The organism is Cyclobacterium sediminis (assembly GCF_054781075.1).
Genome location: NZ_BAAGVC010000007.1, coordinates 442,329 through 462,128 on the forward strand (window position 1 = coordinate 442,329; position 19,800 = coordinate 462,128).

Sequence of the window (19,800 nt, forward strand, 5' to 3'; positions counted from 1 at the left end):
TGTTCTGAAATTAAAGAAACCTTATAACCACCCCACCATTTCCTCCAAATACTTCTGATCCACTGCATCAAAAGCGTCTAGCTGATCAGAATCAATATCCAAAACAGCGATAATCTCCTTTCCTTTGGATACGGGAACCACTATTTCTGATTGGGAGGAGGCGCTGCAGGCAATATGGCCCGGAAAGGCATTGACATCAGGTACCAGCTGCGTTTCTCCGGTTTCCCAGGCTTTGCCACATACGCCTTTTCCTTTTTGGATTCGCGTACAGGCTACCGGTCCTTGGAAAGGGCCCAACACCAATTCACCTTTTTTGACAATATAAAAGCCCACCCAAAAAAAGCCGAAAGCCTCCTTTAGTACAGCGGACATATTGGCCATATTGGCGACCAAGTCTTCCTCTCCGGAAAGCAAAGCCTTAACTTGTGGCAGAAGGGCTTTGTATATTTCCTCCTTGTTGGCATTTTTGGGTAGATTGATTTCCTCAGTCATGGTTTCTGTAAATTGCTAGTAAATCCTCCTTAAAAGTATATTGGGCTTTGGGAATAGATGTCATGATGGGTGCAGGGATGCCCAAACCAAATTCAGCATTTCCGGTAAAAACCCTGGCCTCATCCCATAAGTCATTCGCTATAAAATCCCCCAATACAGCAGATCCACCTTCCACAATCAGGCTCTGAATGTTTCTGTCATAAAGGTCTGCCACAATTTCTTTGGCATCGATGCGAACGTCCATTTTTGCCCATTCAGTCTTTCCGACTTTCTTATTGATTTTGTTATTGTAAATGATGGTGTTCTGCTGTCCATCAAACAAATGTAAACTTTCCTCCAATTTCAACTCCCTGTCTACGACCAACCTCAGTGGATCTTTTCCATACCAATCTCTGGCATTCAGTCGGGGATTGTCATAGCGTGCGGTATTGGTACCCACCAAAATGGCATCCTCTTCTGTTCGCCAGCGGTGTACCTGTTGTCTGCTAAGTGAATTACTGATCCATTTACTGTCAAAGTTGGTTCGGGCTACAAAGCCATCTTTTGTCTGGGCCCATTTTAGAATAATATAGGGACGCTTTTTTTCCATCTGGGTAAAAAACCGCACATTCTGATTTCTAACCTCCTGCTCCATCACTCCTATAGTCACGGCTATTCCTGCCTGCGCTAACTTCTGAATGCCTTTTTTCTCTACCAATGGATTGCTGTCTACCGCAGCGATGATGACTTCCTTTAATTGATGCTTAGCAATTAGGTCTGCGCAGGGAGGTGTTTTTCCAAAATGGGCACAAGGTTCCAGGCTAACATAAAGGGTTGCCTCCTTTAAAAGGGATTTGTCCTGAACTGAAGCGATGGCATTTACCTCTGCATGGGCTTCCCCATATTTTTGGTGGTAACCTTCTCCGATGATCAAACCATCATGTACGATCACACAGCCCACCATGGGATTTGGACTCACGCTTCCTCTACCCAATTCCGCCAATTCTATGGCCCTTAACATGTATTTTCTATGCGTACTTTCTGTCATCACTTTGGCTATATTATTCGGATGAGGTGCTTTCTTGTAAAGTGATGGATTCCAGGGTCAAGGTACTATCGGGGTAAGTCAAAAGATTGAAAGTAGTGTCCACATATCCGCTGGGTGCCTCGATCTTAAATAGGTATTCATCTTCCGGTAAGCCACTGAGAAAGAAACCGCCATCATCTGAGGTAAGTGTACTAAAGGTGTCCGTGGCTGAGATCGCCATAACATGTGGGGCAATATCAATTGGTAGGATAGTCCCAGAAATTTCCGACAAACCGTTGCTAACAAATGCCCTGAAATGGGGTGTAAAGACATAATCTCCATTTTGGTCAGCTACTACTGATTGTATCAAGTCAAGATCCAAAATGATGTCATAAGAATAGCCACTTTCTACGGAGATGTCTACATCTAACTCCAACAAATCCTCTATATCCGGAGATAAAGTCATGTCTGTTCGCTCGTCATCTTCATTTAAGAAGTAAGCCTCTTCGCCTAAGAGAAATCGTATTTTAGAAATATTTCCGGATTGTAATTCTGTTCGGCCCACGAGCAACTGGGTTTCGTCTATCAAGGCACTGACCAACACCATATTGCTGGCCGCTTGATAGGGGATACTGACCCAATTGGCGTTGTCCTCACTTCCCCGACTTCCTGCAGGAAGGATTTCTACGCCTTCCACTTCTATCCATACTTCATCAAAGTCTCCGGGTGCGTCAATTAGCAAAATATTTACCAAGGATCGGGTCTCTGAAGGTTCTGTGCAGCCTGTGTAAAGAGCGCCAAAAAGGGCAAGCAGGAACAAATAAATCGTGTTTTTTATCATGAGATGAGATTTGCCATGGGTTGAATGAATACCTCCTTCTGCGGATCTGCCATTTATTTTTTCCAAATCTTACTGTCTTCAGTGATATGCCAGTATTCACCATTGGAAACAGCCGGGCTGGAAATTTTAAACCAAGATTTGGTGGCTTCAATTTCCACCTTGGTTAGGCTAGTATCAACGTTTAAATCAGATAATTTGTTGGTATACCGTCCATTTCCTGCAAAAAATTGCTTCTCTGCATCATAGAGCTTCCTCAACTCATTTTTGATTTTTTCATTGGGCTCAGCTTTAAAAGCCTGCTTTCCTTCCCCAATATTGATCTCCGAAAACTGTAAATAACCCCAACGTTCCGGAAGGTGCATATTGATAGGTCCCATAGGTGACCAAACCCAATTGTCTTCAGGAAATGCCTTACCGGTTTTTGGATTGATGGTTTTTTTATACCCATTGGAATTGGGTTCTATTTGCCATTGCACCCTTGAAAAGTTAATGCGCCATTGGTCACCATCAACAGGGGCTTTATAGGATGGGCCGGATTGGGAAAGGCTTTTCCATGGGATGGCCATTTCTATGGACCAATAATCATCCACATCAGTAGGGTCATTAACTGTTCCACTCAGGTGGATGGCGTATTCTAGATCGTTGATATTCCATCCATTGATTGGCTTACCGCCGTTTTTGTAGGGTTTGGTAAGTAGCAGGTCCCAGAGCGTCCCCAAGGCATTGACCTCAATTTCATAATAATTGTGGGTGTCACCATCCGGATCTATAAATACTTCAATGTCATTCTCATGGAAGATAACAGATTCTCTTTCAGTATAAGTGGCCCAAATGTTTTTTTCATGTAGTTTGACCCCTATGTATAAGTGCTGTTCATCCCAAAGCATTTTCATTTGGGTCAATTGATTGGGAGTGGGCAAGTCAGGGCCTTGAATATCGAGAAAGGGCTCGGACCAATCTGCGGCTTGCCAAACGGCTTCGTTTAGTTGTCCGTCTACTAAGGGTTTTTCCGACACTTGATAGGCTACGTAGCTTCTGGGCTGCGGAATATCCTGAGAAAATGAATTAAAGTTTAAGCTTAAAAGGGCTAGTAATGATAGTGGTCTTTTGAACATATTTTTGCTATTAAATTGCTGCAAATATACAATAAGTAATAGAATGAACCCGCTTTGTAGAACCCTTAATCCTTGGATTGGTCGGCAGGCTTACTTATCCATGATATTGCCCGTTGAAAGTCTGTAAAAGTTACTTTGGAAAAATCTATCTGGTTTTCACCAAAATTATTGTATTATTTGTTGTTGCTTTAAAGTGTAAAAAGCACATCACTTGAATAAAAGTAAAACTAGTTTTGGCATCGAATATGAGTAAGATAAAATTAAACAAGATCGGGATTTTCACCTTTTTTATTCCGATGGTTGTCATTTTTTCATGTAATAGTGACAATAAGACGGGGAAAAAGGCCGAAGCCATCAAAGAATTTCCTGTAATTGAGGTGGTAGCATCTGATACCATTTTACACAGAGATTATGTAGCGGATATTAAAGCCATTCAGAATGTGGAACTTAGGGCTCGGGTTCAAGGGTTTCTTGAAAAAGTAAATGTGGATGAAGGCCAGGAGGTTAAGAAAGGCCAAATTCTCTTCAAAACCAATGAGCAGGAGTACAAGGCAGAGTTAGCCAAAGCCAAAGCCAATTTGGAAACAGCCAAGGCGGAAGCCAAAGTAATAGAGTTTGAGGTAGACCGCCTAAAAATAATGGTTGACAAAAATGTCATCTCTGAATCAGAGCTAAATCTGACAAAAGCAAAATACGATGCCGTACTGGCCCAGATTGAAGAGGCAAAATCAGCCTTAGACAATGCCCAAGTTCAATTGTCCTATACCAATATCAGGGCCCCTTTTGATGGGATCATTGATAGAATCCCTTTAAAAACAGGTAGTTTGGTAGATCAAGGCAGTTTGTTTACTACTGTTTCCAACATTAGTTCTGTGCATGTCTATTTCAATGTTTCCGAAAAAGAATACCTTGAATACATCAAGTCAAAAGGCGAAACCACAGAAAACAATGTAGTTCAGTTGGTACTTGCAGATGGCGCTCCCTATTCTTATGAGGGAATTATTGAAACCATGCAAGGAGAATTCAACGCCAATACCGGTTCTATTGCCTTTAGGGCATTATTTCCTAATCCGAGTAAAATCCTCAAACATGGTGCAACTGGTAAAATCATTCTTACCAATAAGATAAGGAACGCCATTATTATACCTCAAAAGGCGGTTTTTGAAATTCAGGACAGGAGTTTTGTATACATAGTGAAAGAAGACAATACAGTGGAAATGCGCAGTATTGTCCCTAGAGCAAGATTTTCCCATTATTATGTCATAGAATCCGGTTTGAAAGTAGGAGAGCGCATGGTGTATGAAGGCATCCAAAACGTAAAAGATGGAATGACCATCCAACCAAAAATTATTGCAGGGGAGACAGATGCTGCCTTACCGGAAAATGACGATACCCTTGCAGAAGTAATGCCTACCAGTACAGAAAAATAAGCTATGTTTGATTTATTTATAAAAAGGCCGGTTTTATCACTGGTGATATCCCTTTTCTTTGTGTTGCTGGGATTGTTGTCTTTTTTCACCTTGCCGGTAGAACTTTTCCCGGATATTGCGCCACCATCTGTATCCATTCGTGCCAAATACAGGGGAGCAAATGCAGAAGTAGCGGCCAAAACAGTGGCCACTCCTCTTGAAAAAGTGATCAATGGTGTGCCGGGGATGACCTACATGACCTCTGTAAGTAGTAACAGGGGTACAGTTATCATCAAAGTTTATTTTCAGGCCGGAGTTGATCCGGATCTGGCAGCGGTAGAAATACAGAACAGGGTTTCTACGGTGGTCAATGACTTACCGGAAATTGTTACCAAAGCAGGGGTTACGGTGGAAAAGCAAGTGGAAGGCTTGCTCATGTATATCAACGTGGCCAGTGATGACCCCTCACTGGACGAAGCCTTTATCTATAACTTTACCGATCTCAATGTGCTCCAAGAGTTGCAGCGGGTGGATGGTGTAGGTCTTGCCGAAATCATGAGTACCAAAGATTACTCCATGAGGATATGGCTCAAGCCCGATCGAATGACGGCTTATAAAGTGGCCACAGACGACGTCATCGCTGCCATCAACAATCAGAATGTGGAAGCAGCCCCCGGGCAGCTGGGGATCAGCTCCGGTAAAGACATGCAAATGCTCCAGTATGTCCTTAAATACACCGGTAAATTTTATGAGCCCAAGCAGTATGAAAACTTGGTCATCAGGGCCAACCCGGATGGGTCAATACTAAGGTTAAAAGACATTGCTGATGTGGAATTTGGTAACTTGAATTATGGTAGGATTGCCAAGATGGATGGGAAACCTGCCGCTTCGGTAATGGTTATTCAGCGTCCCGGATCCAACGCCAGTGAGGTTATTGCCAATGTAAAAGAGAAAATAGAACAAATTAAGCAGGACAATTTCCCATCAGGGATGGATTATAAAATCTCCTATGATGTGTCCAGATTCTTGGATGCTTCCATTCATGAGGTATTGGTTACCTTGGTAGAGGCATTTATATTGGTTTTTATTGTGGTTTTTATTTTCCTACAGGATTTTCGCTCCACACTTATCCCTACTTTAGCCGTTCCTGTTGCATTGATCGGTACCTTGTTTTTTATGCAGTGGTTGGGCTTTTCTATTAACCTGCTTACCTTATTTGCACTGGTACTGGCCATAGGTATTGTGGTGGATAATGCCATTGTGGTGGTGGAGGCAGTTCATGCCAAAATGGAGAAAGAAGGTCTGGCACCGCGTGCGGCTACCTTTGCTGCCATGAAAGAAATTAGTGGGGCCATCATTGCCATTACCATGGTAATGTCTGCCGTGTTTGTTCCGGTGGCATTTATGTCCGGTCCGGTTGGCGTATTTTATAGGCAGTTTTCCTTGACTTTGGCCATCGCCATTTTTATTTCCGGGATCAATGCACTGACATTAACTCCTGCGCTTTGTGCCATCTTGCTTCAAAACCATTATGGTGAAGAAAAGAAACAAACCTTGTTACAACGATTTTTCAATGGTTTCAACCATTACTACAATTTCTTTGAAAACAAATATTTTCAATATGTCACCTTCTTGGTGCCTAGAAAGGGAATCACTACGCTGATATTACTCTTCTTCTTTGCGGCCACTTGGGGGGTAAGTAAAATATTGCCCACAGGCTTTATCCCAACTGAAGACCAGAGTATGGTTTATGTAAATGTAACCACTCCCGTGGGTGCAACAGTGGAAAGGACAGAAAAGGTTTTGGATGAATTGATCCATAAATTGGAAGGAAATGAGGCGGTAGCTTCTGTTTCCAGTTTGGCTGGGTATTCACTGGGAAATGGACTTTCCGGGGCCTCTTATGGTATGGCCATGGTCAATCTCAAATCCTGGGATGAAAGGAAAGACCTGCCCATTCAGCAGACATTGGACGAATTTGGAAGGCTTGGTGATGAAATTTCTGATGCGAAGATCAGTTTCTTCTTGCCTCCTACAGTTTCAGGTTTTGGTAACTCCAGTGGTTTTCAGATGAAAGTACTCGACCAAACAGGAACAGGTAATCTGGACCGCTTGTCCACAGTAACCAATGACTTAGTGGAGGAGCTGATGGCCAGTCCGGAAATAGGCTTTGCTTTTACTGACTTTGACCCTACCTTCCCGCAGTTTCTTATCCGGATTGATCAGGATCAGGCAGCCAAAAATGGAGTCACGATAGCCAAAGCCCTTGGAACCATGCAGGTTTTATTGGGTGGGCAATTTGTTTCTGATTTTGTTCGCTTTGAACAAATGTATGATGTAATGCTACAAGCCGGGCCGGAATACAGGGCCAAACCTGAGGATGTAATGGCGCTTCAAGTAAAAAACAATGAAGGTGAAATGGTGCCCATCTCTTCTTTCCTAACCATGGAAAAAGCCTATGGTCCCGAACAGTTGACGAGGTTTAATATGTACAATTCATCTACCGTAAAAGGTTCTGCTGCCCCCGGGTACAGTAGTGGAGATGTGATTGCTGCTATTGAAAGAGTAACGGCCGAAAAACTTCCCCAAGGATACAATCATGACTGGTATGGGATGTCCAGAGAAGAGGTTACTTCAGGAAACCAAGCCATTGTTATTTTCTTGATCTGCTTGTTGTTTGTCTATTTGATTCTTTCCGCACAATATGAAAGTTTTCTCTTGCCACTTCCGGTGATTCTATCTCTTCCGGTGGGGGTATTTGGTGCCTTTATCTCCCTTTACTTATTGGGCTTACAGAACAATATTTATGCGCAAGTGGCATTGATCATGCTTATCGGTCTTTTGGGTAAAAATGCCATTTTGATTGTGGAATTTGCCATTCAGAAAAGAGAAGCAGGGCATTCTGTGATACAAGCAGCTGTGGAAGGATCCGTGACCAGGTTGCGACCCATATTAATGACTTCCTTTGCCTTTATTGCCGGCTTATTGCCTTTGGCAATGGCCACTGGTGCCGGGGCTTTGGGTAACCGATCCATTGGTACGGCAGCTGCCGGGGGTATGTTAATCGGGACCATATTTGGGTTGATCATCATCCCAGGATTGTATGTGATTTTCGCCCATTTCACCTTCCAGAAAGTAGAAGAAAATCAAAAGCCAACTTCAGAAAAGAAAGATAATACACAAGTATCTTTTTCAAATAATTGAACAAATACTCCATGTTTTTAAAAAATAAATTGATCCTTCGTCTTTCCATAGGCATCCTGGCGATGGTATCGGTGTTTGCCTGTAAAAGTATTGAGGCTCCGGTAATGCCAGAAATGGAGCCAATGCCTGAGACCTTTTTGGATATAGAGGACTCTGCCAGTATTGGGGACATTTCCTGGGAGGAGTTCTTCAATGATCCCAATCTTGTTAGCCTAATCGAAACTGGGCTTGAGAATAACCTGGATATCCTGACAGCCCTGGAAAGAATTGAAATTGCCAGGGCTCAGTATAGAATTACTAAAGGGCAAATGTATCCGACCTTAAATGGGATGGTTCGATACCGCTCTGGAGATATTCGGCCCAACTTGTTTAGTGGCACCATCAATGGAGACAGAAATGTTGTCAATAGAGCAGAGAATAATTTCATAGGCTTTCAGAGTACCTGGGAAATCGATATTTGGGGAAAGGTGAAAAATAGAAAGGAAGCTGATTATGAAAAATTTCTAGCTACAGGGATGGGAAGACACCTGGTGGTCACCAATATGGTAGCTGAGATTTCAAGAATTTACTATCAATTACTGGGTTTAGACATTCAGTTGGAAACCATCAATAGGAATATTGAATACCAAGAGATGGCATTGGAGCTGATTAAAATTCAGAAAATGGCCGGTAGGGCGACAGAGCTGGCTGTGCAACAGTTTTCAGCTCAATTGCTTTCTACAAAAAGCCTTTCTTACGAGAAGCAACAAGAAATCATCGAGACAGAAAATAGATTAAACTTTATTATTGGCAGGTTTCCTCAGCCTATTGAAAGGGCCTCCTCCTTATTGGAAATCAAACTTCCGTATGGGATGGAAGCCGGTTTGCCAGCAGACATGTTGCTTCGTAGACCTGATATTCGTCAGGCCGAACATGAGCTAAGGGCAAGTAATTTCAATGTAGAAGCGGCTAGAAAAGAGTTTTTGCCTTCCTTAAGCCTTACCCCTTACGTAGGGTTGAATGATAAGAGCCTTCCGGCAGCTTTGGAAATGCCCGGTGGCTTGACCATCGGGATATTGGGCGGTTTGACAGCTCCGATTTTTGCTCAGAATCGTATCAGAGCAGGATACGATCAGTCCATAGCTTCCAATAAAATTGCCTTGTATAATTATCAAAAAAGCATTCTGGATGGTTACCAGGAGGTGTCAGGTAAACTTCAGCGTGTGGGTAACCTTAGAAATATTTACAGCCTTAGAGATGAAGAAACAGCCGTCCTGCTCAATGCAGTATCGACGGCCAATGAATTGTTCCGAGGAGGATATGCGACTTACCTGGAGGTGATTACGGCCCAGTCAAGGGTACTGGAAGCAGAATTGGACAAGACCAATACAAGGATTGAAATGTTCCTCACTGTAGTGGACCTTTACCGTGCATTGGGAGGTGGTTGGAAATAGTCCGGCCATTTCTTTTTTACCTAAGCCTACACTTCGTATTTTTGAAGTGCTATGATGAATTGGGAAAAATTACTATTGCCCGAAGGCTTAAAGCCTTCGGATACGGACCTTCAAAGAAGTCAATTTGAACGGGATTTTGATCGGATAATCTTTTCGGCACCTTTTCGAAATCTTCAGGATAAAACCCAGGTTTTTCCCCTTCCTGAAAATGATTTTGTGCATACCAGATTGACCCATAGCCTCGAAGTTTCAAGTGTAGGACGATCTCTGGGAAAGTCAGCGGGAAAATTCCTTTTGGACAAATATCCGGAATTGGCTTCAAAGAAATTGCAGCCTTTTGACATAGGAGGAATTGTGGCCACTGCGGCTTTGGCCCATGACATTGGCAACCCTCCTTTTGGGCATGCCGGAGAAGAGGCCATTTCAGATTTTTTTAAGTTTCATGCCACCGGGAAATTATGGCAGCAAAAGTGTTCGGCCAACGAATGGGAGGACCTTACCAACTTTGAGGGAAATGCCCAAGGATTTCGCATGCTGGTGGACAAAAAAAATGGGATGAATATCTCCCCCGCTACCTTGGCTTCATTTACCAAATACCCAAGGCCTGCTTGGTGCAAAGCTTCCGGTCAGAAAAGAAGAAGCCAAAAGAAATTTGGGTTCTTCACCAGTAATATTTCTCATTATGAACTCTTGGCAGAAGGAATGGGCATTCCTCAATTGGCTGACAATTGCTGGATGAGGCATCCCTTGGCTTTTTTGGTGGAGGCTGCAGATGATATTTGTTACAGTATTATTGACCTGGAGGATGGTTGTACCCTAGGTTTGGTTTCCCTTGATCAGACCATTTCTTTAATGGGGGCGATTGTTGGAGAGCGATATTCACCGGAGAAACTTAAAAAATACAGTAGTCCAAAACAGCAATTGGCCATCATGCGGGCCATGGCCATCAGCCAGCTGATTCAGGAAACCACGGCTGTTTTTGAAGAGAAAGAGGCAGCCATTTTAAGCGGTGAATTTGATCAAGCTTTGACAGAAATTATACCTTCAGCTGAGAACTTGGAAGCCATTACTTCGCTTTCTGTTAAAAAAATATACCGGTCTCAACCTGTATTGGAAAAGGAGGCAGCAGGATATCAGGTATTGGAAGGCTTATTGGCCACCTTTTCTGACGCCTTATTTAATTTTCACTTTGAGAAATCAAGGTTTTCAGGCCACAACAAGAGTATTTTGCGTTTGCTTCCTGAGGAGCTGGAACTCCAAAAATCCGGTGATGCCTATGCGCTAATGAGAGGTTTGTTGGATTTTATTTCCGGGATGACAGACAAACATGCCCTTTCTCTTTATAGGCGGGTAAAAGGAATTACCATTCCGGGTACTTGAGTTTGTAAATGAAAAATATTAAATCAGGAATGAACTCGTAAGTCCTAAAAAAACCAAACTCCCCCTTTATTTCAAAGGGGGATCAAGGGGGATTTGTTGAAAAACTGGAATCCCTAAATAAATCGAATTCTTAGGTTAGATTTTGTCAGCATTGTTGCAGAAAAGGCGCAACAATGCCGCCAAAATCAAGATCGAGTAGGTTCCCCTGACCACGGGCTTCACCCGTGGCTATTCTATTTTCAGCCCTTCAGGCTTCTCCGTTTCTTTCAGGTAGGCTATAATCGAAACCCGATATTAATTATAGTGTAATTGATAGATACGTCTTCAGAAAAAAGGTATAACAATCTATGAAAATTCACTATTCGAAAATTAGCCTAAAACCCTATTTTCCGTAATTCCCGTAATAAGGGGGAGTTGCAAGAAATGGTATTTTAACGCCGAATTTAAGTGGGCCATTGAAATGTGAAATCAGAAACATACTGTAAGCCCGAAAAACCAAAATCCCCCTTTTTTTCAAAGGGGGACAAAGGGGGATTTTTTCGTAAATATTATAAAAAATAAGCTTGAGAATATAACTTTTCTACGCTGTTAAGACTAGCACTGCTCCCTCTACCTACGGCTGAGCGGAGTCGAAGCCATAGGAATAGGTGCTTGTTTTACCTACGCCTTTGGATTCGCTTAACTTCTCCAAGGAACTACGGTACAATTCAATAATTAATAGGGCTATTTAGCCAGCTCAAAAGCAATTACTTGAACATAGACCTTGTTTAAAACTGCTAAATTGATGTTTCTCTTAGGCTCAGTAGACCAAGTGCATAGATTTTCTTCAATTGCCATACATATACCCCTGTTTTCTATTAACTTTACGGCTTCGTTTTGGACAGATTACAAATGTCCTAAAAAATAAGGCGCATCAAGACACAGATAATATTTTCTAATTACAGTGAAGAAATATCAGGAGTTTAAACAGGTAGATTACCCCAAAATAGGGGAGGACGTATTGGCTTTTTGGAAAAACAATGCCGTTTTTGAAAAATCCATTAGCAATAGGGAGGGTGCACCTTCCTATACCTTTTATGAAGGCCCGCCTTCAGCCAATGGAACCCCGGGAATTCACCATGTAATGGCAAGGGCAATAAAAGATGTCTTTTGCCGCTATAAAACACTAAAAGGATTTCAAGTAAAAAGAAAGGGAGGTTGGGATACCCACGGCTTGCCTGTAGAGTTACAGGTAGAAAAGGAGTTGGGAATCACCAAGGAGGATATTGGTAAAAAAATCTCCGTAGAAGAATACAATCAAAAATGTAGGGAAACCGTCATGCGTTACAAGCATGAATGGGACAACCTGACCGAACAAATAGGTTATTGGGTAGACCTAGATGACCCTTACATTACTTTTGATGTGAAATATGTAGAGAGTCTTTGGCATTTGCTTAAAAAGCTCTATGAAAAGGATTTGATTTACAAAGGTTATACCATACAGCCCTATTCACCGGCTGCAGGTACAGGCCTGAGTTCGCATGAACTTAACCAGCCGGGTAGTTATCGAGATGTAAAAGACACTTCCATCACAGCCCAGTTTAAGGTTAAGGGAGAGGAGGATCTATATATATTGGCATGGACCACCACACCTTGGACCCTGCCTTCCAATTCAGCCCTTGCCATCGGTGAGAAGTTGGATTATGTAAAGGTCAAAACATTTAACCCTTACACCTTTGCACCTCAAACAGTACTATTGGCCAAGGCCAGGATGTCTGCTTATTTCAACCCCAAAAGTGCTGATGCAGATTTGTCTGCCTATAAACCGGGAGACAAGGTCATTCCTTACCAAGTAGTGGAGGAAATAAAAGGCAAGGATTTGATAGGAATGAAGTATGAACAATTGTTCCCTATCGAAGCTTTGGCACTTCCCGAACCGGCTTTTACCGTGATTTCCGCAGATTATGTAACCACTGAAGATGGTACTGGAATCGTGCATTTGGCCAAAGCTTTTGGTGCCGATGACTTTAGAACACTTGCCCAGCAAAATGTTCCCGGAATATTCCTGAAAGATGAGAAGGGGATGGAAATCCCTATTGTGGATAAAAAAGGAAAGTTCCTTCCAGTGGTGGGCGAGTATTTGCTTTCCAAAATAGAAGAACATTCAATCCCGGTTCACAAAACCTTTACTGCGGATGACTTTTACGTAAAAAATTATACCCACGATGACGAAAATAACAAAGCCTACAAGAGTACGGATGTCATCATTTCCATCATTTTAAAAAATGAAAACAAGGCATTTAAAGTAGAAAAGTACGAGCACAGCTACCCACACTGCTGGCGTACGGATATGCCTATCTTGTATTATCCGCTGGAAAGTTGGTTCATCAAAACCACTGCTTATAAAGACAAGTTGGTAGCTTTTAATAAAACCATCAATTGGAAGCCTGAATCTACCGGAACAGGTAGGTTTGGCAATTGGCTGGAAAACCTTGTGGATTGGAACCTTAGTCGATCTAGATTTTGGGGGACACCTTTGCCTATCTGGAGAAATAAGGAAGGTACCCAAACCAGGTGTATTGGTTCAGTAGCTGAATTGGAAGCAGCCATTGAAGAATCGGTTGCTAAAGGATATATGAAAGAATCTCCCTACAAAGGCAAAGAAGTGGATCTTCACCGACCTTTTGTAGATGATATCGTATTGGTAGCAGAGAACGGAGACAAGATGTTCCGCGAACCTGATCTTATCGATGTATGGTTTGATTCCGGGGCCATGCCTTATGCCCAGTGGCATTATCCCTTTGAAAATAACGAAATCTTTAAGGCCAATTATCCTGCAGATTTTATCGCAGAAGGCGTTGACCAAACAAGGGGGTGGTTCTTTACCCTGCATACGCTGGCGGTAATGTTATTTGATAGCGTAGCTTTCAAGAATGTAATCGCTAACGGCCTGGTGCTGGACAAAAATGGCAACAAAATGTCCAAACGTCTGGGCAACGCTGTGGATCCTTTCAAAACCCTTAAGGAATTTGGACCGGATGCCTTGCGTTGGTACATGTTGAGCAATGCCAACCCTTGGGACAACCTTAAGTTCAACAAAGAAGGCGTAGTGGAAGTGCAAAGAAGATTCTTTGGAACCCTTCAAAACACTTATAATTTCTTTGCGCTGTATGCCAATTTGGATGCCTTTGCTTACGATGCAGCCAATGTAATCCCTGTGAATGAACGGCCCGAACTGGATCGATGGATCCTTTCCAAGTTGCAGTCATTGATCAAGGAAACAGAAACGGCCTACGAAAATTATGACATAACGCCTGCCTCCAGGGCCATCATGAATTTTACTGTGGATCAACTGTCCAACTGGTATGTGCGTTTGGCAAGAAAACGATTTTGGAGAGGCGACATGAATGCAGACAAGCAGGCTGCCTATGAGACCTTGTATGAATGCTTGGAGGTGATTGCCGGATTGATGTCCCCTGTGGCACCTTTTTATTCGGATTGGTTGTACCAGAACCTTACTTCAAGCTTGGAAAACAAAACTTTGTCTGTGCATTTGACAGATTGGAAGCCTTCCAATGAGAACTTGATCAACCTGTCCCTGGAAAACAGCATGCAGTTGGCCCAAGACATCTCATCTTTGGTGCATTCCCTAAGGAAAAAGGAAAGATTAAAGGTAAGACAGCCGCTTCAGAAAGTGCTTATACCGGTATTGAATGAAGAAACCAAGGCTTTGATTGAGCATGTAGAGGACCTTATTAAATCAGAGGTTAATATCAAATCAATTGAATACATAGATGATACTTCTGACATTTTAGTGAAAAGTGTCAAGCCTAATTTCGCCCTTTTGGGTAAGCGTTTTGGTCCTAAAATGAAGGCTGTCAACCAGCTCATTCAGCAATGGGGCAAAGAAGAAATCGCTCAAATCGAGAAGGAAGGACAGGTAGAAATCAGCATTGATGGAGAAGCTGCCACACTTAAACTGGAAGAAGTATTGATCCAGTCACAGGATATCCCTGGTTGGTCTGTAGCTACAGACAATGGCATTACTGTGGCCTTGGATGTTACCCTAAGCACAGCATTGAAGGAAGAAGGGATTGCCAGGGATTTTGTTAACAGGATCCAAAATTTCCGTAAGGACATGGGACTGGAAGTTCAGGACAAAATTCGTATCCATATTGCGCCACTTAATGCAACGGTGGACAATGCATTGCTTAATTTCTCCGACTATATCAAAACTGAAACACAAGCATTGGCGTTAACCCTTGATGGAGACAGTAATAATTCTACCGTTTTGGACATGGATGAGTTTGAACTCGCCGTTAAAGTAGAGAAAGTATAATATATGAAATATTGGAAATATTTTGGCATCACCTTATTGGTGATAGTGATTGACCAAGCGGTGAAGATGATGGTCCATTACGGAATGGATTTTGGCACAGCAGGACAAATCAAAGTTTTTGGAGATTGGTTCAAGCTCCATTATACCACCAACCCGGGAATGGCATTTGGCATGCAATTGGGTTCCGAATATGGTAAACTTTTGCTTACCAGCTTTCGATTGGTGGCCATGTTTGGGATTGGTTATTATTTGTATTCCCTAATCACTAAAAAAGCGCATCCGGGATACATTATATGTATTGCCATGATACTCGGAGGAGCAGTGGGCAATCTTATTGACAGCGTATTTTATGGTGTTTGGCTTGGAAACGCCCCTTTTGATGCTGCCACCCCATGGTTTCATGGACAGGTAGTGGACATGTTTTATATTGACATCTGGGAAGGTTTTGTGCCTGAATGGATTCCAATCTTTGGAGGAGGCTATACTGCCCTATGGCCAATTTTTAATATAGCAGATGCATCCATTTTTGTAGGTGTAGGTATCATCCTAATTTTCCAGAAGCGTTTCTTTGATGAAGAAAATGAAGAACATGGGGAAAAAGAAGAAGAGGACCATATCCAGAAGCAATTTATTGACGAAAAGTAAAGCTATTCAATTTAAGGAATAGAGAGGCGGTAAAGTTCTATAAGGGCTTTACCGTTTTTTTTTAAATTTGCCTTGAGTGCTGAACTTTCAGTTTCTTTATTTCCTTAGAGGATTTATCTCTATTTGATTTTTGTCCTGACTTTATCTTATTTACTATCATATAAGCGAATGCTCCTCCGTGGGTTGCAGCAATAAATAAAATAATTATCCAAACTATGCTCATGGCTTTAGGGTTTTATTTGTTATCAGCTATTGAATAGCTGATACATTGTCAATTAAATGGATCGAAAATTATTTCGGAAGCAAACCTATTCCACTAATGGCCTGAAAGCCTGATATAACTTAGCCACGGGTGTAGCCCGTGGTAAGGTGATGTATACGTCACGATTTTGGCGGTATTCTTGCCAATTTTTAGCAACAATGCTGACAAAATTTCTAGTTAAGTTAACAACCAGACGTTACTTTTTGACTATGTCCTCGAATACGGGTAAAAAAACGCAAAGGAGCCCTTGGCAATTTAATCAAATCAACTATATTGATATTTAGTGTTGATAATTGTGCTTCGAGATGTTGAGTTTAAACAATTGTCTTAGCTATTACATACTTGATGAGATCGACTTGATTTTAGCTATTTCAAAAAATTGATACCTATGATACTAAAAATTCACTTTGATTATTTTGAGGGATATAAAAAATTGGTAAAAAGTTTATCATTTAATGTCAATCATAAAATTGAGCGGATTGATTTTGAAAGGGAACTCAATAAAACTGCCTCAGAATATCAATTTGAATTTGTAAATCCAAATTTTTTTCAATCGCTTTACGCTTTTAAAAGATGCCTCTTAACATCTCCAAAGGTTACAGCTGATTACTATTACAAGGAATATTCCTATAATTATACAGACTGCTTTCGTCCCAAAATTGAAGAACTAGATTTATTATCAATATTTATTTCTAATGGAAAGATATCTTACTTTCTTGACTATGCGAAAGAAGTCTTGCCTAAAAATAAAACTAAATTACGGCCTCCTATAACAAACACTAAGAAAGAAGATTTACCGGATATTCTAATCAGCAACATCAGAAGGATCAATGCGCGGAAAGGGACAAACCAACCTGCCGGAGCTTTAATAGGGAAGCTTAGTTCAGTATTCGCATTGATTTATAACGAATATGGAATGAATGTTAACATTCAATCCGTTGATACAACTGAACAAAAAGAACTCAGTGAAGATACAGATCATTTTGATGTGGTTCTTATGGGAGCTGCAGAGGAAGCGCCCTCTAAAATTCATAATTATGTAAGGATTACGTTAAAGGACCGTGATTGGGATCCAGCTTACCATGGTACCATTGTTTGTGAGGGGTTCCTTCATGCTGAGCAAGCAGCATATACTGGTTCAGAACTCGAAGCCTCTTTTTATCTGGTTGGTTATTGGTTATTGGTTCTTGACCTTTACACTGCAGAAAAGTGGGAGGATTGTCTGCAAGTTTTAAATACTCTTGCCGAAGATTATGAGAATTTGTTGATCGAAAATGAAGCTAAATATATTGCTGATCCAACTCCGTCAAAAGATTTATTACTAACAATGGCAGAGGTATTACATATTCGAGCCGCTGTACTTTTAAAGCAACCATCAAGTGTACCTTCTGAGGCTTTAGAAATCCTATATCATACAATTGATAATCACAGATTCTATTTGGAGAAAAACAGTATTCGATATGCCAGGATCACACACAACATTGCTGAAGCATATAGGCAACAAGGAAAAAAGGAATTGGCGCAAGAACACTTTCAAAAAGCCCTCACTTTGAATTCCAAGCAATGGGAAAGCCACTTGTATTTGGGACGATTATTGTTCGCTCAAAATAAACCTGACTGGAAAGAAAGTTATTCTAACGCTATCAAATTTTGTGATCGAAGCACGGATCCAATAGAGGAAGAAATTCAGGAACTATCACTAGGTTATGATAAGAAAATTGCTTTTTTAAAGAACTATTTAGTTGGTGAGGAAAAACGATAGTGTCCTGATAAAATCAAATTGATTTAACCAATTTAAACTAATTTTTTTGATGATAATCAGTGGGCTAATTTAGCAACAATGCTGACAAAATCTCAAACGTTCATTAATCATCAAACAAATCCCCCCGACCTCCTGAAGGCGAACCCAATCCCCAAAAAAAGGCCGGAAAATATTCCCGGCCTGTTTGATTGACCTTTTGGGTCTTTCTAATTTATTTTTAATTTAACTTTTACCCCTGTTCTTCACCGCATGGTCTACTGCTCTTGCAGTAATGGCCATATAGGTAAGGGAAGGGTTTTGGGTGCTGGTGGAAGTCATGCAAGCGCCGTCCGTAACGTATACATTGGGACAGGCATGTACTTGATTCCATTCATTAAGTACCGATGTTTTTGGGTCTTTGCCCATTCGTGCTCCTCCCATTTCGTGGATGTCCAGACCCGGAGCACGTTTGTCGTCTCTGGTTCGGATATTGGTAAAACCTGCTGCCTCAAACATCTCCGACATTTGCTCCAAATAATCCTTGATCATGGCCTCATCATTGTCGTCATAATCCATGGCAATTTTCAATTGTGGTATACCCCATTCATCCTTTAGTTCGGAGTCCAGGCTTACCTGACTTTCTTCTTTAGGAATGGTTTCCCCCATCATGTGGGAGCCCATGCGCCAAGGACCATACTCAGGTGCCTTTGCCATGGATTTTTCCAGCTCATCGCCTATGCCGGAATAATCACTGATGGTTCGCCTACTGGAACTAAAGCCCGCTGCATAGCCTCTTAAAAAGTCTGTTTCTTGTTTGTGGAGGTTCCTGAACCTGGGGAAATAACCTGAGGTAGGTCTTCTTCCTTCTGTAGTGTATTCCTTCAACCCATCGTATTCTGCAGAGATGCCTGCACGGTAATTGTGGAAGGCAACATATTTCCCTAGCACACCACTGTCATTGCCAAGACCATTGGGAAAGCGGCTGGAAGTAGAATTCAGCAAAATTAAATTGGTATTCAAAGCACTGGCATTGACAAAGATGACTTCTGCATAGAACTCCTTCATCTCTTTGGTTTGGGCATCGATCACCCTTACTCCTGTGGCCTTTCCTTTTTCATCATCATAAATGATAGAGTGTACCACTGCATGGTGATGCATGGTAAGGTTGCCTGTTTTGGCAGCCCATGGAAGGGTGGAGGAATTGCTACTAAAATACCCGCCAAATGGACAACCACGCTGGCAAAGGGTCCTGTTTTGGCAAAGGGTTCTGCCCTGCTTGGCATAGAATTCTTGGTTGCCGGTGATATGGGCACAGCGTGCCACTACGATTTCTCTTTCAGGGTAATTGTTTTTCAGGAACTCCTTAAAGTATTTTTCTCCGGCAGTTAGTTCAAAGGGAGGTAAAAACTCCCCATCCGGCAAATTGGGCTTGCCGTCTTTGTTACCGGATACACCAATGAATTTTTCTACATGGCTGTACCAGGGTGCCAGATCTTTGTAGCGTATGGGCCAGTCTACTGCAAATCCATCTCTGGCGGGACCTTCAAAATCAAAATCGCTCCACCGTTGAACTTGTCTGGCCCAGAGCAGGGATTTTCCTCCGGTTTGGTAGCCCCGAATCCAATCAAATGGTTTTTCTTGAACATAGGGATGCTCGGTATCTTTAACGAAAAAATGCTGTGTATCTTCTTTATAGGCATAGCACCTGCTTACAACCGGGTTTTCCTCTTTCACATTTTGGAGAATGGCACCTCTATGCTCGAGTTCCCAAGGCATGCTGTTGGTGGTGGGATAATCTTTGACATGCTTTACTTCCCGGCCTCTTTCAAGTACCAGGGTATTCAATCCTTTCTCACAAAATTCTTTGGCAGCCCAGCCTCCGCTTATTCCGGAGCCGATGACGATGGCGTCATAGCTGTTATCTTTTTTGCTTTTTATATTCAAATTGGCCATT

The 19,800-nt window shown here is 41.9% G+C and carries 13 protein-coding genes; 7 read left to right on the top strand and 6 right to left on the bottom strand.

Annotation, left to right across the window (positions count from 1 at the left end; all coding sequences use genetic code 11):
- Nucleotides 1-21: 21 nt before the first annotated feature.
- Genes ACYVHJ_RS10595 through ACYVHJ_RS10610 form a run of 4 tightly spaced genes read right to left on the bottom strand, consistent with a single transcriptional unit; the run spans nucleotide 22 to nucleotide 3,454 of the window.
- Nucleotides 22-492, bottom strand: coding sequence for a GAF domain-containing protein (locus ACYVHJ_RS10595; protein ID WP_460514562.1), 471 nt, complete (start codon nucleotides 490-492; stop codon nucleotides 22-24).
- A complete protein-coding gene (gene ribD, locus ACYVHJ_RS10600) occupies nucleotides 485-1,519 on the bottom strand; it encodes a bifunctional diaminohydroxyphosphoribosylaminopyrimidine deaminase/5-amino-6-(5-phosphoribosylamino)uracil reductase RibD (RefSeq protein WP_460514564.1) in 1,035 nt (344 codons plus the stop codon). The genes ACYVHJ_RS10595 and ribD overlap by 8 nt, the downstream gene beginning before the upstream one ends.
- Nucleotides 1,520-1,532: 13 nt before the next feature.
- The gene (locus ACYVHJ_RS10605) at nucleotides 1,533-2,339 is read right to left on the bottom strand and encodes a DUF4382 domain-containing protein (RefSeq protein ID WP_460514566.1); all 807 of its coding nucleotides are present in this window, start codon (nucleotides 2,337-2,339) and stop codon (nucleotides 1,533-1,535) included.
- A gap of 53 nt (nucleotides 2,340-2,392) precedes the next feature.
- A complete protein-coding gene (locus ACYVHJ_RS10610) occupies nucleotides 2,393-3,454 on the bottom strand; it encodes a carbohydrate-binding family 9-like protein (RefSeq protein WP_460514568.1) in 1,062 nt (353 codons plus the stop codon).
- A 245-nt stretch (nucleotides 3,455-3,699) separates the two neighbouring features.
- Between ACYVHJ_RS10610 and ACYVHJ_RS10615 the strand changes: the two genes are divergently transcribed.
- The 6 genes from ACYVHJ_RS10615 (at nucleotide 3,700) to ACYVHJ_RS10640 (ending at nucleotide 15,843) form a co-directional block, all read left to right on the top strand.
- Nucleotides 3,700-4,884, top strand: coding sequence for an efflux RND transporter periplasmic adaptor subunit (locus ACYVHJ_RS10615; RefSeq protein ID WP_460514570.1), 1,185 nt, complete (start codon nucleotides 3,700-3,702; stop codon nucleotides 4,882-4,884).
- Nucleotides 4,885-4,887: 3 nt separating this feature from the next.
- Entirely contained in the window at nucleotides 4,888-8,067 is a 3,180-nt protein-coding gene (locus ACYVHJ_RS10620; protein WP_460514573.1) for an efflux RND transporter permease subunit, read from the top strand.
- An 11-nt stretch (nucleotides 8,068-8,078) separates the two neighbouring features.
- On the top strand, nucleotides 8,079-9,500 hold the full coding sequence (locus ACYVHJ_RS10625; RefSeq protein ID WP_339903722.1) for a TolC family protein: 1,422 nt from the start codon (nucleotides 8,079-8,081) through the stop codon (nucleotides 9,498-9,500).
- Between the two features lie 51 nt (nucleotides 9,501-9,551).
- Nucleotides 9,552-10,880: a dGTP triphosphohydrolase gene (dgt, locus tag ACYVHJ_RS10630; protein ID WP_460514575.1), complete on the top strand. Its 1,329-nt coding sequence runs from the start codon at nucleotides 9,552-9,554 to the stop codon at nucleotides 10,878-10,880.
- A gap of 943 nt (nucleotides 10,881-11,823) precedes the next feature.
- Nucleotides 11,824-15,198: an isoleucine--tRNA ligase gene (gene ileS / locus ACYVHJ_RS10635; RefSeq protein ID WP_460514577.1), complete on the top strand. Its 3,375-nt coding sequence runs from the start codon at nucleotides 11,824-11,826 to the stop codon at nucleotides 15,196-15,198.
- Nucleotides 15,199-15,201: 3 nt separating this feature from the next.
- A complete protein-coding gene (locus ACYVHJ_RS10640) occupies nucleotides 15,202-15,843 on the top strand; it encodes a lipoprotein signal peptidase (protein WP_339905426.1) in 642 nt (213 codons plus the stop codon).
- Between the two features lie 61 nt (nucleotides 15,844-15,904).
- On the opposite strand, the gene ACYVHJ_RS10645 is transcribed toward ACYVHJ_RS10640, so the two are convergent.
- The gene (locus ACYVHJ_RS10645; protein WP_460514579.1) at nucleotides 15,905-16,066 is read right to left on the bottom strand and encodes a hypothetical protein; all 162 of its coding nucleotides are present in this window, start codon (nucleotides 16,064-16,066) and stop codon (nucleotides 15,905-15,907) included.
- A gap of 427 nt (nucleotides 16,067-16,493) precedes the next feature.
- Here ACYVHJ_RS10645 and ACYVHJ_RS10650 point away from each other — a divergent pair, with 427 nt between their 5' ends.
- The gene (locus ACYVHJ_RS10650; RefSeq protein ID WP_460514581.1) at nucleotides 16,494-17,867 is read left to right on the top strand and encodes a tetratricopeptide repeat protein; all 1,374 of its coding nucleotides are present in this window, start codon (nucleotides 16,494-16,496) and stop codon (nucleotides 17,865-17,867) included.
- Nucleotides 17,868-18,089: 222 nt separating this feature from the next.
- Here ACYVHJ_RS10650 and ACYVHJ_RS10655 read toward each other — a convergent pair whose 3' ends face one another.
- Nucleotides 18,090-19,799 (bottom strand): GMC family oxidoreductase, encoded by a 1,710-nt coding sequence (locus tag ACYVHJ_RS10655; protein WP_460514584.1) that lies wholly within the window; start codon nucleotides 19,797-19,799, stop codon nucleotides 18,090-18,092.
- Nucleotide 19,800: the final 1 nt, after the last annotated feature.